General features: G+C 67.7%; 14 protein-coding genes and 1 pseudogene. 6 read left to right on the top strand and 9 right to left on the bottom strand.

Features of this window, described 5'->3' with window-relative positions:
• Positions 1 to 128: 128 nt before the first annotated feature.
• Entirely contained in the window at positions 129 to 1220 is a 1092-nt protein-coding gene (locus ACWCSV_RS28300) for a helix-turn-helix domain-containing protein (RefSeq protein ID WP_451146947.1), read from the bottom strand.
• Between the two features lie 29 nt (positions 1221 to 1249).
• Positions 1250 to 1858: a hypothetical protein gene (locus ACWCSV_RS28295; protein ID WP_451146945.1), complete on the bottom strand. Its 609-nt coding sequence runs from the start codon at positions 1856 to 1858 to the stop codon at positions 1250 to 1252.
• 1346 nt (positions 1859 to 3204) lie between these two features.
• Between ACWCSV_RS28295 and ACWCSV_RS28290 the strand changes: the two genes are divergently transcribed.
• The 5 genes from ACWCSV_RS28290 (at position 3205) to ACWCSV_RS28270 (ending at position 8283) form a co-directional block, all read left to right on the top strand.
• Positions 3205 to 4434: a helix-turn-helix domain-containing protein gene (locus ACWCSV_RS28290; protein WP_387365728.1), complete on the top strand. Its 1230-nt coding sequence runs from the start codon at positions 3205 to 3207 to the stop codon at positions 4432 to 4434.
• Between the two features lie 106 nt (positions 4435 to 4540).
• A complete protein-coding gene (locus tag ACWCSV_RS28285; protein WP_451146943.1) occupies positions 4541 to 4936 on the top strand; it encodes a hypothetical protein in 396 nt (131 codons plus the stop codon).
• Between the two features lie 328 nt (positions 4937 to 5264).
• On the top strand, positions 5265 to 6497 hold the full coding sequence (locus ACWCSV_RS28280; RefSeq protein ID WP_451146957.1) for a hypothetical protein: 1233 nt from the start codon (positions 5265 to 5267) through the stop codon (positions 6495 to 6497).
• Between the two features lie 106 nt (positions 6498 to 6603).
• Positions 6604 to 7926, top strand: a complete 1323-nt coding sequence (locus ACWCSV_RS28275; protein WP_451146941.1) for a UDP-glucose dehydrogenase family protein — start codon at positions 6604 to 6606, stop codon at positions 7924 to 7926.
• A gap of 27 nt (positions 7927 to 7953) precedes the next feature.
• Positions 7954 to 8283, top strand: coding sequence for a MazG-like family protein (locus tag ACWCSV_RS28270; protein WP_451146939.1), 330 nt, complete (start codon positions 7954 to 7956; stop codon positions 8281 to 8283).
• A gap of 988 nt (positions 8284 to 9271) precedes the next feature.
• Here ACWCSV_RS28270 and cas2e read toward each other — a convergent pair.
• Genes cas2e through casA form a run of 7 tightly spaced genes read right to left on the bottom strand, consistent with a single transcriptional unit; the run spans position 9272 to position 18902 of the window.
• Positions 9272 to 9625, bottom strand: a complete 354-nt coding sequence (gene cas2e / locus ACWCSV_RS28265) for a type I-E CRISPR-associated endoribonuclease Cas2e (protein ID WP_451146937.1) — start codon at positions 9623 to 9625, stop codon at positions 9272 to 9274.
• Positions 9622 to 10635 (bottom strand): type I-E CRISPR-associated endonuclease Cas1e, encoded by a 1014-nt coding sequence (cas1e, locus tag ACWCSV_RS28260; protein WP_451146935.1) that lies wholly within the window; start codon positions 10633 to 10635, stop codon positions 9622 to 9624. Before cas1e ends, cas2e begins: the two co-directional genes overlap by 4 nt.
• 3 nt (positions 10636 to 10638) lie before the next feature.
• Entirely contained in the window at positions 10639 to 11349 is a 711-nt protein-coding gene (gene cas6e, locus ACWCSV_RS28255) for a type I-E CRISPR-associated protein Cas6/Cse3/CasE (RefSeq protein ID WP_451146933.1), read from the bottom strand.
• Complete coding sequence (gene cas5e, locus ACWCSV_RS28250; protein ID WP_451146931.1) at positions 11346 to 12074, bottom strand: type I-E CRISPR-associated protein Cas5/CasD; 729 nt, start codon at positions 12072 to 12074, stop codon at positions 11346 to 11348. The genes cas6e and cas5e overlap by 4 nt, the downstream gene beginning before the upstream one ends.
• The gene (cas7e, locus tag ACWCSV_RS28245) at positions 12071 to 13348 is read right to left on the bottom strand and encodes a type I-E CRISPR-associated protein Cas7/Cse4/CasC (RefSeq protein ID WP_451146929.1); all 1278 of its coding nucleotides are present in this window, start codon (positions 13346 to 13348) and stop codon (positions 12071 to 12073) included. Before cas7e ends, cas5e begins: the two co-directional genes overlap by 4 nt.
• Positions 13345 to 14094, bottom strand: coding sequence for a type I-E CRISPR-associated protein Cse2/CasB (casB, locus tag ACWCSV_RS28240; protein ID WP_451146927.1), 750 nt, complete (start codon positions 14092 to 14094; stop codon positions 13345 to 13347). Before casB ends, cas7e begins: the two co-directional genes overlap by 4 nt.
• The gene (casA, locus tag ACWCSV_RS28235; protein WP_451146925.1) at positions 14091 to 18902 is read right to left on the bottom strand and encodes a type I-E CRISPR-associated protein Cse1/CasA; all 4812 of its coding nucleotides are present in this window, start codon (positions 18900 to 18902) and stop codon (positions 14091 to 14093) included. Before casA ends, casB begins: the two co-directional genes overlap by 4 nt.
• 523 nt (positions 18903 to 19425) lie before the next feature.
• On the opposite strand from casA, the pseudogene ACWCSV_RS28230 reads away from it, so the two are divergent.
• Positions 19426 to 19899: pseudogene (locus ACWCSV_RS28230) on the top strand (IS5 family transposase); the annotation flags it as partial.
• Positions 19900 to 19903 lie beyond the last annotated feature (4 nt).

The raw sequence follows: 19903 nt of genomic DNA, 5'->3' as shown, positions 1-19903 counted from the left end.
AGGTCGTTCGTACAGTGGCGCGCTCCACCTTGACGCCCTGAACCACGACCGCTCCACGGTGTGTGGGTCGAAGGCGGACGGGATGGGAGCCGGGGAGAGTGGTGGGTAAAAAAGTGGCTGATGCCGCATCATCCGCTGACCAAGCGAAGATTCGGGCGCGTTACGTCTTGTCCCGGCTCCTGGTCGCCATCGAGCGCCAAAGGGACGAGACCGAAAACATGTCGATTCAACTCGTCGACATTAATTCGGAGATCATCCGCCATTTTAACCGGAGAAATACCACCAACACGCAGAGCCGCGAAGACCTTACTCAGCAATTGAGAAGTCTCTCGCATTATTCCATCCGGCTCCCCACGCCGATACCCCATTTGAGACAACTGCTTTACCGTGGTTCGATATCCCCAGTCAGTGATTAGATTTAGATCTTTGAGCCTGTACGCAAGAGCGACAGCCGCCACTTTCCATTTCTTCTTCGCACTCAAAATGCGGCGCGCATCAGCATTGTGCAGCAGTTGGGCAATAACACCAGCACGAGGCATCAAAAAGGCAGAGGCAAATTGCTGCGCCTCTTGCTCAGCTTCCGGTCCGTGCGGAATTCGATGAGCCGAGTGCAGAACAAGGTGACCAAGCTCATGGGCAGCATCAAACCTACCCCTCTCTCCGCTCTTTTCGAGATTCAAATACACGAACGGAGTTTTTTCTTTCCATCGCAAAGAGTACGCGTCAACCGATGAACAGTCTGCAGCCAAGGAGAAAACTCGAACGCCGTGCGATTCGAGAAGATGGACCATATTCGGGATAGGGGCTTCCCCCAAACCCCAGAGCGCACGCACCCGTTCCGCCGCCTCTTCCGGGCCCAAATGAGGCAACGTGGGAACATTGCACTTTGGAAGGGTGAACCGCTCTTCGAGCCACCGATTAATCTCAATAGCGATCCTGCCGGCACTGCGCGCGGCATCCCTGTCCAGCGCACTCATCTTTGATAGCGCCCTAAAAGAAAGCGCGTCAATCTCAATCTCTTCGACTTCCGATGCGAAGAAAAATGAGATCGGCAAATCGAGTGCTGCGGCAAGCAGCTCCAGTGTTTCAGGCGCTGGGTCTTTGTGGCCATTCTCGAAAGCCGTAAGACTGCGCACTGAAACACCGGACTGCTGCGAAAGCCTGGAAAGGGTCATGCGCCTTCGCTTTCGCGCAAGAATTAGCCGCGAGGAAGTCAGCATGACAAACCATCTCCATTAGTTGCGTGGGATTAAACTGCTCCCTTGAATTCCACCGGGACATCAACGGCGACGTCTTCAACGATCTCATCAAGCCGCTTGATATCGAATCCCGGCCCCTGGAACGGGTTATCGGGCAGGATGATTCGTTCGCGCCAGGTATCCACATACTTACCGTGCATTTCAACGGGAAGCGACAGCTCGAAAGAAAGCCCGTCTTTCGAGGACTTATAGAGCAGGAACCAAGTCGGGATCTCGTTGATGTCCGGAGTTTCCAAGCGCTGACCGGGGAAGTGGAACAGGGCGAGCTGTTCGCCGTTGCGCTGTACTAGCTTAGCAACGGCCGGCCCCTTCGGGTTCTTGGTGCGGATGTCGCCCGACCAGGACGCGCCCTCATCTCCGACAGAACCCGAAGCGCTGACCGCAGTGACCGCGAATCGCCCAGAGGGATGGATGCAACGAAGGATCTGCTGGGAGTTGCTGTGCGTCCATCCGCGCTGCTCTTGCATCATCTGCTCACGGAAAAACCGGTTGCAGCGCGACCAGAAGGTGTACCCAGCCATGCCAGGGGAGTCCAGCTCCGTGGCGAGCCGAGCTTCCGCAGACGCTTTACCTAGTGGCAGGTAGATGTCCTCCGGCACCAGCCCAAGAGTGTTCAGTCGCTCAGTCGCATCGACGCCAACGTGACACACGGCTTCCATACAGTCCTCCCCGATCAACGTTCCAAAAATCGTACCTCACGAGAGGGCCAATTTTTGGAACCGGGCTGGATCGAACTTTAGTTCGATAGAAGATTACCGTCAAGTATCGACGCCTACCGAGGGCCACGCCCGAGAGCCTCCTACTGCTCGCCCTCTGCCCTGACACCCGGCCTGCACCCGTGACCTGCGGAGATGCTTGTCACACTGTCTGGCGGTAGGCTACGCGAGGCACTGCGCTTCGCCGGCCTCTCGGAACCTTCCGATGTCGGGGCGATGCAAAGGCGGAATCGCAGGCCGCAGTTGGGCACCTTGGCTCCGGAAAGTCGCGTTTGGTCTCTGCACCTTGACCTTGCTGTTCGCGCTCGCCGTTTGGCTCACAGGGGAGGTGGTTCCGGTGATCGTTTCCGTAATCACGAATCTGTTCGTTGTGCTCGCTGCGGCCCTCGCTCCCTACTTCTGCTTGCGAGAAGCGGGCCGAGCGCAGCGCCTGCAATCGGTCTCTCCGCTCACCCGAAGCTGAACCAGGGCAACATCAGCGGCGCAATGTCCTGCTTGAACTAGCGCTACCGTGCCCGAGCCGTGCCCGGTAGGGCGGGCAACAACGGTCATTTGCGGTTCTCAGCGAGAGCCTCCCCCTACCTCCACGCTCCTGTTTCTGCTGGTCAGCCGCCGTCTTTGACAACGAGACCCTTGATTCCCAAGCTCAGAGCGCGAGTTCGATTCTCGTCACCCGCTCTTCGAAGAAGGCCCAGGTCAATGACCGGGGCCTTTCTTGTTGTCTAGACCAGTTTCGCGGCGCGTGCCCTTCGCGTGCCATAAGCGCCTTGATGACCTGCGCCGATGATGCTCCTGATGACGAGAACCCTTCCTCTGAGTCCCGCCCCCATCCATCCGAAGTGGCCTGCCCCACACCCAGCAAGCCATCGAACAGCTCGCAGTGGACTGGCCTGCCATCCGCCACCCGGAGACGCCCTATGCCCGGGAGATCGTCGACGGCCTCAGCCCGCAGGCACGTGCCCTTCTCACCGACCTGACCGCGCGGGCCTGACTTACTCCGCGGACAGGACGGTACGGGCGGCCTCTTCCATCGCGGACGCCTCGCGCAGGCTTGGCAGCCACAGTCGGCAAGGCATTCGTCACAAGGCAGGGGCCCACGTCCTGGCGCCGTTAATCACGGCAGCTCGCCGCACGCGCGAGCCGTGTCATGGGTACCGTACTGATGACGAACTCCGTACGGACGAAACGGCGATCACGCCGGGTGGTCCGGCGGTTGGGAGGTGTTCCTGATGCTGGAGGAAGCCGAGGAGATCGGCCGGCGCGCTCGCAGAGCGCGACTGCGGTTGGGCATGCCGCAAGCCGATCTGGCGGCAGCCCTGGGGAAGTCGCAGGGCTGGGTGTCCAAGATGGAACGCGGCCTGATCGAGCTCGACCGGGTCGGGTTGCTCAACCAGGTCGCCGCCGAGCTGCACATCCATCCGAACGACCTGATCGGGCGCCCGTACAACAGCTCGCCCGACGACAACCAGTGGCAGATCGCCGCCTCCTCGATCCTGCGAGAGCTGCGCCGCTACGACCTCGCGCCCGTCTTCGACGGGACTCCCCGGCCGACATCGCAACTGTGGCGTGAGGTGACGCGGCTGCACCGGCTCCGGGACACCGCCTCCAACGTGGCGATCCTCCGCGTCCTGCCGGACCTGTTCCGCGAAGCACGGGCCCTGGCGGAAGAGTCGCATGGCCACGAGCGGGAGGAGGCGTACGCCGTCTACGCGGTGTGCTGCAAGTTCGCGCACACCGCCGCCCACGCCCTCGGGCACCCCGAACTGGTGGCCATGGCGTGCGAGCGGGCCGCGTGGTCGGCCAGGCTTTCCGGAGACCCCGTGCTGCCCGCCGTGGCCGACTGGATGCGGGTCTGGGACATGTGGGCCACGGCCGACTGGTCCGACGCCCTCTCACTCTCGGACAAGGCGATCACCTCGGTGCAGCAGCCGTACGAAGTCGGTGATCCTCTGGCCGTGCGAGCCTGGGGCACGCTGCAGCTGCGGGCAGCGGTTTCCGCCGCTCGGGCCGGCCGTTCCTCGGAGGCCGAGGAACGGATCGGTCACGCGAAGGACGCCGCCGAGCGCATGGACGCGTACGTCGGCGCACCGGTGTACGACCGGCACTCGCTGACGTTCTCCGCGGGGAACGTTCAGATCCACGCGATCAGCGTGGCACTGGAGATGGGCAAGCAGAGCCAGGCGCTGGAGATAAACCGCCGCACCAGCCCAGTGCTGGTGGGGGCACTTCCCAACTCCCGTCAGGGACACCACCACATGGACGTCGCGCGAGCATGGCTGTGGGACGGGAACCGCGACAAGGCCCTGGCCGAGCTGGAGACAGCGGAGCGGATCGCGCCGCAGCTCGTACGGAACCATCCCATCGCCCGCTCCACGCTCCGCAGCATCGTCCACGCCGAACGGGCCGCCACCCGGGAGAAGTTGCGACGCATGTCCGACCGCTTCCACCTGGACGGATAGGAGTCGTATTCCTCCCGCTCATATTCGAGGGCTCGCACGCTCCTAACTTCGGGGCATGACTGGACGACGTTCTCCCCACCTACCGTCGCAGGGCGTCGAGTTGGGAATGGCAGCTCCGTTCACTCCCCGACTCGGCGACCTCGCTACCGATATCTCCCGTGACGGCCGTCTCGGAGTCGTGGTCGCCCTCCCCGGTGAGGGCTCCGCGACGACCTACCACCTGCGCCCGCCCGGCGGCGGAGCCGCGTGGTCCGCGCCCGCCGACGGCGCGACGCTCAGGCCCGTACCGGTGAAGGCCACCCACGCCACGCTGCTGCCCGGCCGGGACTCGGTCTACGACCCGCGTGCCCGCCAGGGCTCGGTACCCGTCGTCCTCCACTGCGACGACGGCTCGACCCTCGACGGCGCGCTCATCCTCACCTCGGCGGAGCTGGAGCGGCTGTACGCACAGACCAGCCGTCTTCTCGTCGCCCACGAGAACGCCCTCGGCGGGACCCCCTGACCGGAGGACACCGCGGTCATCCGCACCACGCCGCACCCGCCCTCGTACGGTCCGAGCTCGGCAACCGGCTCGCGCTCGGGTTCCTGGCCGTCGTCGGCCTGGTCGGTCCGGCCTGTGCGCTACGTGAGCACGTGGGCCCGCTCCTCGAAGGCGCTGCCTATCGGGCCGCCGTCATCGCACCGGAAGCGAGCCTGCCGCACTCGGCGTCCGGACGCCTGCCCGCGCCCGGACGCCGGAGGGTCTCGCGCCGCTCACTCCTCAGGCGGTGCACACCATCGCCACCGTCATGCACCTGGAACATCCACGCGTGCTTATCCAGGGAGGGTTCGTGGACATCCCGTACATCGTCATCGACCAGCTCGTCCCCGACCAGCAGCAGGTCTGGAACACGTACTTCGGCGACGCCGACCGCCCCCGTTACATCTATGAGGGCATCTGGCGCCGTACCCAGGAGAAGGCCACTGCCGGCCAGTCCGGCTGGGAGGACCCCGCCGACGCGCGTCGGCGGATCATCCACTACCGCTACCGGTACGGCTTGGTCCCCACCACGGCCGCCCCCGCCATTGGTCTGACCGACCTCTACCTCTATCACTCCGCGTCCGCACCGGCCGACGAGATCGCGGCGCATCACGACGCCCTCCTGGACTCGCTCGACGCAGGTGGTTGGCGAGAGGCTCCCGGCGGCTTCTTATGGGTGCGACGCGATCTGAAGTGCCGGATCACCGAGTACGACGTCCACCCCCAGGACGCCGCCGCAGGTCGCCTGCTCCCCTCCGGCTACCAGAGCCTGGACGTGCACATCGCCTCCGTGGCCTACGCGCCGCCGCCCTCCGTCCGGCAGCTGCCCTGGAACGTCCTCTCCACCGGCATCCGCTCCAAAGACAGACCCGGCACGCCCACCCGCATCCCGGACCTCTCCGTGCTCGCGGACCTGCGGCCGTTCCAGGTGGAGATCGGCTGCGGTACGTCGGTCGAGGCGGGGATCCCGCCCCTGCACCGGCTCCACGAGATCTACCGGGTCACCGACCGCCAAGGCCACGAGCCGCGTGAGCACCGCTTCACTCTCTCCCCAACGGCCGACACGCTCCTCCACGAGGTGCTGACGGAGCCGGAGGAGAAAATGGCGGAGTTCGTGGAACTGTTCCGCGCCTGCTTCCTCGCCGAGCCGACCCCAGCGATGTGGGCACTCAAGGAGCTGAAGGACGACGGCCACCTCGTCGGACCGGTCATAACCAACAACTTCGACGTGCTGGCCGCCCGCGCCGGACTCGACGAGTGCTTCATGCGCCGGTACGACCAGGCGGTACCGGACGTCGAGTGGGTCGACGGCGCCAGAGCCCTCCTCGTCGTCGGCCTGCACGCCGACCGACGCAAGGTCCAGGCCCGCGCCCGCGCACGCGGCATGCAGGTCGTCTACCTGGATCCGGAGGGCTTCTGGCACGACGGCCGGTTCATGCCCTACCCGCTGGAAGGACCCCAGGACGGTGACCTGGGGTGCCGTTCCACAGCCGCCGAGGCGCTGCCCGCTCTCGTCAATCTGCTGAAGCAGCAGTCCGGTTGATCGACCTGCACAAGGACGGCCGCGCCGGATGCGGGCGCTAGCGTGGCGCACCCGGCCGGCCCGGATTCCCCGGGCGGGCGAAGACAGGGAAAGGAGCGTCGGTCCCATGCGCGTATCCGTCATCGGTTGCGGTCACCTGGGCATCCCCCACGCCGCCGCCATGGCCGAGATCGGCCACGAGGTCATCGGCGTGGACCTGGACCAGGCGAAGATCGACCGCCTCAACGCGGGCGAAAGTCCCATCTACGAGGAGGGCCTGCCCGAACTCCTCGCCACGCACACCGCCTCCGGGCGGCTGCGGTTCACGACCAGTCTCGCCGAGGCGGCCGAGTCCGCCGACGTCCACTTCCTCGCGGTGGGCACGCCCATCGACGCCGACGGGCGCAGCTACGACACCGGCCAGGTCTTCGGCGTGGCCCGGGCCCTCGCGCCGCACCTGACCCGGCCCGTCGTCGTCATCGGCAGCTCCACGGTCACCGTGGGTACCGCGCGGGACCTCGGCGCCCTCCTGGCCCGCCTCTCACCGGCCGGTGAGGAGGTGGAGGTCGTCTGGAACCCCGAATTCCTCCGCGAAGGGCATGCCATCGACGACACCCTGCGGCCCGACCGGATCGTCGTCGGCGTCCCCTCCGCCCGTGCGGAGGACGTCGTACGGGAGGTCTACGCACCGCTCCTGGCCAACGGCATCCCGCTGTTCGTGACCGACCCCGCCACCGCCGAACTCCTCAAGGGCGCCGCCAACGCCTACCTCGGCATGAAGATCTCCTTCATCAACGGCGTCGCCGACATGTGCGACGCCGCGGGGGCCGACGTCCAGCAGCTGATCGAGGCCATCGGCGTCGACCCGCGCATCGGCCGCGGTGGTCTCAACGCCGGTCCCGGCTACGGAGGCGGCTGCCTCCCGAAGGACGTCCGTGCCTTCACCGCCTCCGCCCGCGCCCTGGGTGCCACTGAGGCCGCGACCATGCTGCGCGCGGCGGAAGAGGTCAACGAGTCCCGGCCCGCCGCCGCCCTGAAGCTCATCGAGCAGACGCTCGGCCGACCGGTCGACGGCGTACGGGTCACCGTCTGGGGCGCCTCCTTCAAGGCCGGCACCAACGACGTCCGCGAATCCCCCGCCCTGGCCATCGCCGCCCTCATGCACCAGCGCGGCGCGACCGTCACGGTCCACGACCCGCACGCCAACCCCACCGCACTACGCCGCAACCCCGAACTCGACTACGCCGAGAACCTGGAAGGGTCCGTTCAGGGCGCCGAACTCGTCGTCCTGGCCACCGAGTGGCCCCACTTCCGCGAGGCCGACCCCAAGGCCCTCGCCCCCTTGGTCGCGGACCCGGTCCTCGTCGACCTCCGCAACCTCATCGACGCCGACGCCTGGCGCATGGCCGGATGGACCGTACGCCAGCTCGGACGACCCGCACAGGAATAACCGAACCCATCGAATCGGAGATCCAGCATGGACACCCTGTGGGACAACATCGAGAAGCTCTCTGCCGTCTGCCGGGCGGCAGGCGCCCATCTTCCCGACGAGGAGCTCAAGAGCCTCCAGATCGGCAAGGTAGCCGAGGAAGCCGGCGAGGCCATGCACGCCCTCCACGGCCTGAAGGGCCTCACCACCTGCGGCGACGACCACGCCTGGTCCGAGGTCCAGAACGACCTCGTCGGCGCCGTTATCGCCGCCCTCCTCGCCATGCACTACATCGACCCCACGGGCGCCCGCGCCACCTTCGACGAAATCCTTCACCGACGGACCCGCAGGGGCCGGGAAGCCGCTGCAGCGGTCTGACGCCCCCGGGACCTGGCCCTCGATCGCTCCACGGGTGCACGACCGAGGGCACCGCGCAGGCCGGTCTCCGCACCGAATGCGGGCTGGCCGTCACCCGCCGCGAGCGACAACCAGCTCATCGGCTTCGGCTGCCCCGCCCTCGCCTCCACCACCAGACGCGTGGCGCCACCATGGGCTTCGTCCTGCGCCCCGACGTCTGGGTCACGGCTATGGCACCGCCACCGTGCACGCCCTCTTGGCCAACGCCTTCGGCCCCCTCCACCTGCACCGCGTCTGGGGCACACGCTCCCCCCGCCAATGAAGCGAGCGCCCCAGCATGAACACGGCGGGAATGGTCGAGGAGGGACGCATCCGCGAGCACATCCAGAAGGGCGGTCAGTGGCGCGACTCCATCATCGACCGGGAGTGGGCCGGGTACGGTGTCACTCACTCTGCGTCCGTGAGGGCTCATCCCCACAGGCGCGGGGAGCGGGCCCCCGGCTCGCGGCGTTCTCCTGCACCGGATCACTAGGGCTCATCCCCACAGGCGCGGGGAGCGGTTCGCTGGAGACCGCATCGGCACGACCGAGTGGGGCTCATCCCCACAGGCGCGGGGAGCGGCATCGTCGTCTCGATGCCGTCGATTTCGGCGAGGGCTCATCCCCACAGGCGCGGGGAGCGGTCTTTGTGAGCTGGGCTTTTATCAAGGTGCGGTGCTTTGTTGAGCAAGGATGAGAGGAACGGACATATAGATCAAATGCGAATCCAGGATCTCCGATCGTCTCCACGGCCATACGCGAGGCACTTGCATCGGGCCACCTGCCCGATGAGTTCCGCTCACCGACACTGACGCCTCGGATTCGGTTCCTCCCGACGTGGGACGTGGGCGTAACGCCCGGCGCTATACGCGGGCCGTTGCAGCGGGCAGGTGCTCCGATGCCATCGGCGCCGCCGCCCGAGCGCGTCAGGACCGCAGTCACCGGCAAAGAGCAGTGATCGGATGTGCTGGCTACGTCTTGTTGCCAAATCGACGGCGCTTACCGGCTTTGCTCCATCCTTTGGAAGCCGACGCAGGATGGGGCGCGGAGCGGTCCGACGGCCGGAAGATGAGGGTCAGGCCCTCGTGATCGACTGGATGCCACTTGTGGTCGTGGGTGCGGAAGGCATAGCCCTGTTCAGAATTGGTGGAGTAGGCGAGGAGCGCGCGGCCTTGACCGGCGTACTGCCGGACCTCCTCCCAGAGGGAGTCGCGGATGCGGGCGGATGGGTTGCCCAGGAAGACACCGGGCGAGATTTCCAGCAACCAGCGAGTAAGCAGGCCACGCAGACCCACCGGGCAGTGGGTGAGGACGATGACGGTCACCAGATGACTCCGTCCCGCAGCATGCCGTCCTGCCCCCAGGCGTCCCGCGCACCGAGGATGGCGTCTCCTGCCTCCTCCTGATCGCCGTAATTGCGGCCGGCTGCCATCTCAACGCCTCGGTCGGAATGCAGGGTGACGTGATCACGTTCGTCCGGATGACCGTTACTCGCGGGCGCAAGGAGTGCCTGGATGTCCCGTACGCACCGGTCAAGCAGTCGGGTGGAGTTGATGCGGTCCCGCAGTGCTCGCCGGGTGCGGGAGCCGATGTCCTCGGGCCCGTCCGCAGCGACCTCGAACGCCACGGGGATGCCGATGTCCGTCTTGTAGAAGTCAGCCACGTCCAGCACGAAGGAGAGTTCGTGGCCGGAGTGGACGAAGCCGAGACCCGGTGTGCACCCCAGGGCCGTCACGACGGCCTGGGCGATGCCGTACATGCACTGTGCCGCGGCGGTCACGGCCTGGTTGGGGGCATCGCCGGAGTTGAAGTCTCCTGGTGTGTACCGTCGGCCGTGCCACGGGACACCAGTACGGGCCGCCTGTTCGGCGTAGCACCGCTTGACGCGGTCCCCCTCCCGGCCGAGGAGCTGACGGCGGGTGCATCCGGCCGGGTCCTCGTCCGGGAAGCGGAGGCGGTACATGGCCCTGGCGACATCGAGTCGGGTGCGTTGGTTCGCCCATGCGGTGGCCTGGGCCTCCAGGAGCGCCGAGGAGCGGTTCAGCGCCCGGCCGCCGGCGTAGAAACGCACGCCGTGCTCACCGACCCACACCACCACAGCGCCGCTCTCCCCCAGAACGGCCATGGCCTGGTGGGTGATCCGAGTGCCGGGGCCGAGCAGCAGCGCACCGATCGTCGCGGACGGGATGTGGCGTACACCCTCCGCATCCTCGGCCGTGAGGGCGTTGGCGTCGCGGTGGACGGTGCAGCGTTCCAGGTAGACGAAGGACAGACGCTCACCGACGCGGGTGAGCTGCCGCGGACCGGAGGCGGGACGCTTGCTGACGGTGGCCACTTACTACTCCGTTCGCGCCAGGGTCATGAGCCCGCAGCCGTACGCCTTGGCCTTGCCCAGTCCGGAGGTGAGCGTGCGGCGGAAGAGTGCGGGGTCGAGGACGCGAAGGCGGCCGTCGAAGGTGACCCGGGTCAGTTTCACCTGGTGGGCACGGGTGTCCTTCTCTCCGCGTTTCTGGAACATCAGGTCCTTGCGGCTGTGCGCGATGACCTCGTAGGCGTCGATCGGGGGCAGGTCCTCTCGCGTTTTCGGCTTCTCCAGGATCGCGAAGCCCGCGTCCTGCTGCCGGTTGAGCAGCCACTCCACCTGGTGGCGCGGGGTCACGTGCGCGGTGCGCTTGGTCGGCTCGGCGGGGACGCGCCTAATGCTGTGCACGGGGTTGGCGGTGAGCCGGAAGGACCAGACGTCGTCTGCGGTGATCCGGTCGAGGAACTTGCCGTACGGCCTTGTCTGCCAGCCCCCCGTCATCGGCCACCCCGCCTGCTCGACGAGGTGGGTGAGGTCGGGCTCGTCCGGGCTGACGACGTAGAGCAAAACCTCGCTGCGCGTCTGCTGGTCCACCCGCCACAGCACCCGTGAACCGTCCGGCCGCTGCTGTGGCGGCTCCGCGAAAGACGCCAGGACTGCCGCGTGCAGGCTTTGCGGCGATCCGAGGAGCCGCCGCGCGCCGATGCGCGCGGGGTGGAGACGGAAGCGGGTCAAGTACACGGTCATCCTTCCAGGAGGCTCATCGGGTCATGGGAGGGGGGGACGAAGGAGCGGCGCGTGGCGCCCAGGGGGTGGGGGAGGGAGACCACGGTCGTACGAATCTCACGCAGCCCGTATCTGCGGTGGCGCGGGTCGAAACTGAGCGGCTGGTCCCGCTGAATCTCTCCGGGGTTGCCGTCCGCTGCGAGGTCGCCGATCACCTCCAGTTCGACCCGGCTACCCCTCGGATATCGCTGCTGCCATCGGGCGGACGCCTGCCAAGGTTCCGCTCGCAGCGCCGTCGCGAGGTTCTCACGGTGGACTCGCAGATCGATCGGTCGGGACGGCGGGCAGGAGCGGCGGCCCAGGAACGGCGCGAACACCGGTGCGCGGACGGCCGCCAGCAATTCGTCGACGAGGCCCGAAGCTCCTTCCACAGCGGCGACGAAGACCGCGTCAGACAGGTAGAAGCGTTCCGACACCGGCATACTCGCGCCCGTGTCGAGGTGCCGCGCGGTCTGGAAGTCGCGCAGGCGAGTGCCGGGCTGGTCAAGCCGGACGGCGAATCGGAGGGCGGCGAGATCGGACAGATCGGCGTCACGCTCGCGGCCCTGGGCGGCGGCGAGCAGTCCGATGACACCGCTCTTGGTGGGGGCACGCTCCGTCGAGCGCCGCGTGAACCGTGACGAGGTCCCCCATGCCTGAAGGGGACCCGCGAGGCACAGGGTCAGGACGCTCGTACGCCGGTTCACGCCGGAGCCGTCCGGGCCTCGGGCATACGGGCTTCGGGCGTGCCGGACCCGGACGCACCGGCTGTGGCCGAACGGGCTTCGGGATTACGGCCGGACAGCCGCGCCGTGACGGACTCCCCCACCTCGTGAACCAGTTCCTCCAGGCCCACGGTGGTTCCCAGCGCGGCGAGCGGTTCGGTGACGGTTCCTGCCCTGAGCACCCAGCTCGGGTCTCCGCTCACTCCGTACGCCTTCTCGATGTCGGATACGTAGCGCAGCAGTTGGGCGCACGCGCCGCGCAGGTGTCCTCCGGTGCCGAGGGGAGCGACAACCGGCTCCTCGAACGCGCCGACGAAGCTGATGGGGCGCGCCGAGCGGAGGGTGACGACCACGGCGTCGGGGAGAGTCTGGTTGGCGAAGGTGTTCGACTTGCCTGACGGCATCGACATCATGAAGCCCCGCAGGAAGGATTCCACCGCTCGACGGACCGGCTGGTCTTCCAGGTCGGGATGTACGCTTGTGCCGAGGTTGTCCCGCAGCCGGTCCACGTCTAGGGCGGCGTAGCGGTAGAGAGTCGCCGAGTTGAACTCGACGGTGCCGATCATTCCGGCGCCGGAGTCCTCCGCGCCCTCGTTCTCGTCATCCACCGCCGTGAAGTAGTCGGATTCGTTCTCCACCGCGTGCACGCTGAGGGCGTGGGCGACCTGCGCAGCCGCATCGACGTTGATGTCGGTGGAGTCGGCGACCATGCGGCCGAACAGGGCGATGTCCACTGAGTGCTGGGTGTCGGCGATCCGCTTCGCCGTCTCCTTGTTTGCCTTCACCTTGAAGAACGCCTTGATGTCGGCAACTCCCCTGAGCGCGTGCTCCGCAAGCCCGTCGAGTTGCCGTCGGCTGAGGAACATGAGGTACGAGGATTCCGGCGGCGGCTCCGGCAGGTCGTTCTTCTTGGCCTTCTCGGCCTTGCGGAGAGGGACCTGAAACTTGGAGCCGGTCGCAGCGGACAGCGTCTCCACGGCCAGGCTCATTGCCGCCTCCTCGCTGAGCGAGGGGTCCAAGGACGTGATGCGTGAGGCGAGCAGGACCGGGACCTGGCGGGTGCGCACGCCGAGTTCGCGCGGTTCGAGAATCTCGTTGAACGCTTGCCTCGTCGCTCGTTTCCACGCCTGGCTGCTGACCCGGGCGCGACGCACACCACCGTAGACGGCGCTTTTCGGAGAGCCGGTGTCGTCGCGGTTGAGGTTGCTCGGCGGCACCGTTTGCAGGATATGAACGTCGATGATGGTGCGGGTCACGGGGTGTCGTCCTCCGTCGTGGTCGGAGCGAGCGACTGGTGGTGCTCGGTCGCCGCCTGGGTGCTGTCCTGTTGCGAGTCCGCCTTCAGGCCTTCGTCCTCGGTGGACGCGCTGGACGCAGGCTTGTGAAGGACGAGGTAGGAGCGGCCCCAGGAGCGGCGCACACCCTGCGCACCTCCTCGGAGCGTCCACTGATAGAGCTGATCGGCGAGCAGCCCGTAGTCGAGCGGGATTCCGTCACGGCGCAACAGCAGAACGAGTTCGCGCAGCCGTGTGGCCAGCACCACCGGTGTGGTGGCCGTCCCCGCGCGGATGAAACGCCTGCGCGTCGGCTCGTCGATCACCCCTCCGGGAGTAAGCCGCCGCACCGCCGTACCGAGTTCGGGCCCGGGCCTGCGGTGCATCCGCGAGACGTGGTGGGACTGCTGGTGCAACGACCACAGGGTGACAGCCGCGTACGCCGCCTCCTCGGCACGCAGGAACTCCTCCTCGTTGAACGCGCCCTGCGCGTAGCACGCGTACAGCAGTTCAGTGCCGGTGAGACCCCACAGGTCGGGCGTCTCACCGGGTGCGCGGCCCACGCCCCGGCGGAGCTGGGCCAGGGCGGCCACCGCCTCGCTCTGGTCCTTGAGGTATCGGCTCTGCAGCGCCTTGACGTGCTGGTGCACGGCGCTGCCCACTGGACCGAGCCGGGGGGCCGGGCGCGCGCTGCCCGAGGTGGCGGGGGTGGGGGGCGAAGAGGTCATGCGGGCGACTCCAAGGGAGCGGGCCGGGGGGAGGTGGGTGCATCGTGGCCGGTGGCCAGGCACTCCCGGAGGCGGGTACGGAAGCGCAGCTCGGCGGCGGCATCGTTGAGCCAGCGTGTGCCCTTACCGGTCTCAACGAGGCGCCCTGCCCAGGCGGACTCCCCGACCTCGTCGAGCAAGCGGTCGCCCAGCTCCGTGACGAGCCGCAGGACCTCCTGTTTCCACCGGTCCCGGTGTTCCTCCAAATCGGAGGTTCGTCCCAGATCCCGCAGCCAGCGGCGGTAGTACGTATCGAGGGTCCCGAAGCCGAGGTCGCGGGCTGTGTTCCGGCCCGGCTCCGGGTCGGTGCCGACGGCGAGGGCAAGGTCGGCGGCGAGCTGGGCGAGGGCGCCGACCGCGTTCTCGGCGTCACGCAGGGCGACCACGGCCTTGTCCCCGTACCGTCGGTCCACCTCGTGCAACAGGACGGCGGGCATCAGCACTCCGTCGTCCACCACCTCGTGGATCACCGATTGCTGCGTCCCGTAACGCGCACCGATGACACGGGTGCGGATCAGGTAGCCGCGTGGGAGTAGCCCTTCGGTGGTGAGTTGCGCGGCCCACTGCACCACCTTCGGAGCCAGCCGCCCTGCTCCGTCCGGCCCCTGCGCGCTGCCGGCTTCGCGGCCGGCGAGCAGTCCTTCCATGCCGCGCCACGCCATGCGGGAGGGTTCATGCTCCCACGGCAGGTAGACGAGGCTCTCCTGACGCCTCTTCTCCTGCGCCGGGCTGCGCCGCCAGCGCGTCATCGGCTCGTGCCTGTGCCGGTTGTGCGGTTCGAGGCGGTCGCCGTACGCGAGGACCACGCCGTGCACACCGTCCGCGTCGTGGTGCAGCCGGATGCGGCGGGACTGCCACGTGTAGAGGTCACGCAAGCCGTACGGGCGCAGACCGAGGTCCGGGGCCGGCGCGGGTCCGGTCGGCGCCGCTCGCCAGGCGGGGCGGTCGGCTTCGGCCGCGTGCACCCCCAGGGTGTCGCCCGCGATCAGGTTGAGCAGCAGCGTCTCGTGGAGGTTGTCGCCTTCGAGTAGAACACCGCCCAGGTTGCCCGCCCACGCCGGGCCCTGGGGATATCCCTTGCCCGCCTTCACCCGGGGGTCGCCCACCGCGCCGGATTTGATGCCGGAGGTGTCGTACGCCTGCGCGTGGACGAGCCACCGGGCCGCCTCCGCGAAGCCGAGCCGATCGACCCCGGGCCTGCGCATGCTGAAGAAAGGGTCCCCGTTCGGCACGTCGGCGACGAGACGGTTGAGCGAAAAGACCTCGTCCTTCGCCGTGCGCAACCCCGGGGTCTGGAAGAACGGGAACTCGGGGTGGAGCAGGTCGAAGCGCTCACGGTGCCGGTGCAGATAGCTGGCTACGGGGTCGGCGTAGGACGACTGCGACAACCACAGCTCCTCCCACGCGTCCGTGTCGGCGGGAGCGATGCCCCCACCCGGCCCGGAGAGGGCGTCGTACAGGAGTGCGAGCAGCATCCGCGTCAGCGCGAAGTCCTGGGTCGGCAGGTCGCCGACGAGCCGGCGGATGTCCCGCGCCTGGTCGAACACCTCCGGCAGGGACAGTTCACGCTCGGATCCGTCCTTCAGGAGAACGGGCAGCCACGCCCGGCTGGTGAGGTCGAAGGAGTGGGGGGCGGGGGATTGGGCGGCGGAGGACGGGGCGAACTCCCGCTCGTCGTCCGGATGCTCGTGCGTCTGCTGATCCGTGGGCAGCTTTCCCTCTGTTGTACGGGCCGGACTCCCGTCCGTGGTAGGTCCGGGCTTCCCGTCCGCCCGGGCCGCCTTCCCGTCGTCTGCCGCGCGGGCCGGCTTCCCGTCCGCGCTCGTCACGAGCAATCCCTCCTCGGGGTTGTACACGAGCTGCTGGCCGGCGAGGGCCGTCTTGCCCTCCTCGTCCAGCGCGAGGATCAGTTCCCCGGCAAGCCAGTGGCTCTCCTTCTCCTGCCAGGCGGGGACGTACAGCTCCTCCAGCTCGGCGAGCGTCCGGTCCAGCATCCACGGGGAGGTGAAGTGGTACGGCAGTCGCAGGCCGCTTGCCGCCACCGCGCGGGCAGCCAATGCCGAGGGCACGGCGTCGACGGGCAGTTCGAGACCTCCCCTGCCCTTGTCCAGCCAGGGAAGGGTGCACAAGCTGCCGTCGGCGCGGCGCCTGACCACCAGGACCTCCATACCTTCCTGGGTGTCCCGGACCTGTGCGCGGCCGTCGGGAGTGTCATCCGCGTCTCCGACGCCCGCGTCGATCCAGCCGATGAGGGGGCGACCGGCCTTGCGCACCTCGTCGAGGCGGAAGACCTCCGCTTTTTGACGCTGGCCCTCGCGCACTGTGCGGCACTTGTCCCGGGCGGGGGTAAGCACCGGCTCCCACTCGGGCGGACAGGGGTCCTCCACGCCGTACGCCCGCTGCACGAGCGGGCTGATGTCCTCGGGCAGTCGCAGAGGCTGTCCCGCCTCTCCGATTGTTCCGAGGTGCGGAGCGAGTACGGCGAGGCTGCGCAGCAGCGCGTACGGGCCGTAGATCGCCGCAGAGCCTGAGGCGGGCTCGGGGGCCGGGGTCGTCTCCCAGCCGACGCCGGTGACGAGACAGCGTGCTTGCCGCAATCGGGCCGGACGCAGCCCCTGATCCTGGCCACGCGGATGCCGGTGCAGCCTGCCCATGCGCTGGAGCAGCAGGTCCACGGGGCACAGATCGCTCACGAGCAGGTCGAAGTCGACGTCGAGCGACTGTTCGGCCACTTGGCTGGCGACTACGATGTGCGCGTCCCGCGGGCGCCGCGGGGAGCCGCCATCGGGGTCGGGCGGACCGAAGCGGGCGAGCAGCTCGGCGTCCTTGCGCGCACGGTCGAGGTCCACGAAGCGGGCGTGGGCCACGGTGACGCGGTCGGCACCGAACCGCTCCCGCAGGACCGCGGCCGTGTCCATCACTCTGTCCACGGTGTTCCGTACGACCAACGCGCATCCGCCGTCCGCCAGTTCGGCGTCGAGCCTGTCGGCGAGCGCCTGCTCGTCGTCATCCAGCTTCTCCAGCAGCACCTCGGCGCGACGCCCGGACGCGCCGGCGACGCGCTGCGCAGCTTCCCGGCCGGGGGCCACCGCCGTGAGGAGGGGATAGCCCGTCGCTTCGGTGAGGGCCGTCGCGTCCTCCCCGGTGTACGCGACCGCCAGTTCGGCCCGTCGCTGCGTGGGGAGCGTCGCCGACAGCACGACGACGGGGACCCGGTACTCACCCAACCATGCCAGCACGCGATCGAGATACGCGTTCATGTACGTGTCGTAGGCGTGGACTTCGTCGATGACGACGACCTTGCCGGCCATCGCCAAGTGCCGCAGCGCCAGGTGCCTGCTCTTGAGGCCCGCCATCAGCAGTTGATCGATCGTGCCGACCGCGAACGAGGCGAGCAGGCCCTTCTTCCGGCCGCGCAGCCATTGGTGCGCGACAAGTTCCGCGGGCGCCGCCCTGCGCGCGACGTCCGCGGCCGGGCGCCCCTTGCCCGGTCTGCTGCCGTCGCCGTAAGCGTCGACGGCAGTGATGGTGCGATGGCTCTCGCGCATCAGCGTGGCGTAGTCCTCCTGCAGCGCCGACTTCGCGTGGGCCAGCAGGACGGAGCGCTGCTCATGATCGCGCCCGTCGCTCGCGTCCGCGCGGAGGGGGAGGCGGTCGAGCCACCGCAGCAGCCTGGGAAACATCGCGTTGCTCGTCGCCATGCTCGGCAGGGCCACGTAGCAACCGCCCGAGCCCGCCCGCGCGGCGAACACCTCCGCGACCGCGAGCGCGGCCTCGGTCTTCCCCTCCCCCATCGGCGCCTCGACGATAAGCATCCCCGGCCGCTCCATGTCCCGGGCCAGGGCGAGTGCCTGTTCCTGGACGGGCCGCACGACGGCGCCGGGAGGCAGCGCAAAGCGGGAGGCGTAGAACTCCGGGGCGGAGGCGGCCGGTTCCTCGGGCTCCCAAGGAGCAGGGAGCAGGAGGCCCTGCCAGGCGGCGGCTACCCGCTCCAACTCTTCGCGCGGCTGTTCCTCGGGAAAGTAGGGGAAAAGATCCGGATTGCTCGCGATCCAGTCGGCAACGATGACGGTCGCGGTGAGCAGCACCTGAACTGTCTGCGGCAGCTTCACCGTCCGCCATGCGTCGAGGCGCTCCTCCACCCCGAAGGAGAGGGCACAGGCGTTGAGCAACTCGTCCTGCACAGAGCGCCACCGCGGCTCGGCGGGGCCCTGGGTTCGCAAGAGTTCCGGATGCGCGTCGAGGTTGTGGAGCTGCATGTGGTCCGGGGGGACGCCATGGTGTCCCCCCGCCATGACAGCAAACTGAGCGGATCCCCTGCGCGTCCAGCCGCGCCGTTCCTCCAGCCACTCTTGCAACAAGACCTGTCCTGCAAGCCCGTGCGGAGCCATCCGGCGGTCTTCACCAAGCTGCGTGCTGGTCCGCATGTCGAGCCCGGCCGCAGTCATCACGCCTGCCAGTTCGTCGACTTGGCAGGCGAAGGCCGGTGTGGCCTTGCCGATGTCGTGCGTCCCCGCCACCCACACGCACAGACACCGCGCGTCATCTGCTCCACCTGGCAACGGCTCCGCGATCAACTCCTTGATGTTCCGCGGCAGCCAGTGATCCCACAGCAGCGCCGCGACGGCAGCACTGTCCGCCATGTGCCGCCACAACGGCAGCCACTTCGCCGTATCCCGATCGTGCTTGGCCCACACGGTACGAGCGGCACTGGTAAGCCGATCGCCGAGCGGCGTAGATGAATTCAGGTGATCGGGCACGGCGATCATTGAACAGGAAGTCGGACGGCGATATGGGCGATGATCCGAAGCGGTCAAAATTTATCAAAAATAGACAGCTTTATGCACCGTATGCAAAAAAGGTGCACAGCCGATGTGACATCCGAAGCCTGCCCCATACCTTTCGCGTGAATGCTTAATTTTGCCGTGCGATAAGATCTCATTCCTGCCTCCCGCCCCTGCGGGACACATGCCCGGATGCGGAAATGGATGCCGGTACCCGCGCACCCTCCCCTCGGGCCAGGAGGGACAAGAAATACCTTTCCGATGCACTTCGGATGAACCTCTGTAACCCGCGGCCCTAACACGCCACCGCTCCCCATAATTATGGGGGTTGTACTATTACAGTTTGCAGGATGTTCGAATTTTCGCTTTGACGCTCTCACAGCGGCTACCACAACGAGGTGACTGGGCTCTGGTGGCCGTTTCCGCGTCAGGAGTTGGGCGCTGGCGATACACGGGGACTTCGCCTTGGATCGTGTCGGATGACTCGTGGGAGCGGATCGAGCCGCGGGGGGACCACGCGGGACCGAGTCCGGTCGACCGCGCCCGATCCGGATCGAAACACCACCTGATCGCGGAAGGCCACGGCACTCCGCTCGCCGTGATCCTCACCGGCGGCAACCGCAACAACGTCTCCCAGCTGCTGCCTCTGATCGACGCCATCCCGCCGGTCAGAGGCAGGGTCGGTCACCCACGGCGCAAGCCCGACTCCCTCTTCGCCGACCGCGGATACGACCACGACATCTACCGCGACCAGGTCCGCCGACGCAGGATCGTGCCGGCCATCGCCCGCCGCGGCATCCTCCACGGAACCGGACTGGGCACCTACCGCTGGGTCGTGGAACGCACCTTCGCCTGGCTCCACGGCTTCAGACGCCTCCGCATCCGCTGGGAACGCCGAGCCGACATCCACGAAGCCTTTCTCAAGCTCGCTTGCTGCCTGATCACCTACCGACAGATCAACTCATGGTGTTGGCCGCTGTAAGGGT

Source organism: Streptomyces sp. NPDC001770 (assembly GCF_053596135.1).
Note: the sequence above shows the minus strand (reverse complement) of the source record. Positions and strands in the feature narration are given on the sequence as shown.

Bases quoted from the DNA above. Each gene is read 5' to 3' on its own strand.
- ACWCSV_RS28300 (WP_451146947.1), bottom strand. From the start codon at position 1,220: ATGCTGACTTCCTCGCGGCTAATTCTTGCGCGAAAGCGAAGGCGCATG.
- ACWCSV_RS28290 (WP_387365728.1), top strand. From the start codon at position 3,205: ATGCTGGAGGAAGCCGAGGAGATCGGCCGGCGCGCTCGCAGAGCGCGA.
- ACWCSV_RS28285 (WP_451146943.1), top strand. From the start codon at position 4,541: ATGGCAGCTCCGTTCACTCCCCGACTCGGCGACCTCGCTACCGATATC.
- ACWCSV_RS28275 (WP_451146941.1), top strand. From the start codon at position 6,604: ATGCGCGTATCCGTCATCGGTTGCGGTCACCTGGGCATCCCCCACGCC.
- ACWCSV_RS28270 (WP_451146939.1), top strand. From the start codon at position 7,954: ATGGACACCCTGTGGGACAACATCGAGAAGCTCTCTGCCGTCTGCCGG.
- cas6e (WP_451146933.1), bottom strand. From the start codon at position 11,349: ATGACCGTGTACTTGACCCGCTTCCGTCTCCACCCCGCGCGCATCGGC.
- casB (WP_451146927.1), bottom strand. From the start codon at position 14,094: ATGACCTCTTCGCCCCCCACCCCCGCCACCTCGGGCAGCGCGCGCCCG.
- casA (WP_451146925.1), bottom strand. From the start codon at position 18,902: ATGATCGCCGTGCCCGATCACCTGAATTCATCTACGCCGCTCGGCGAT.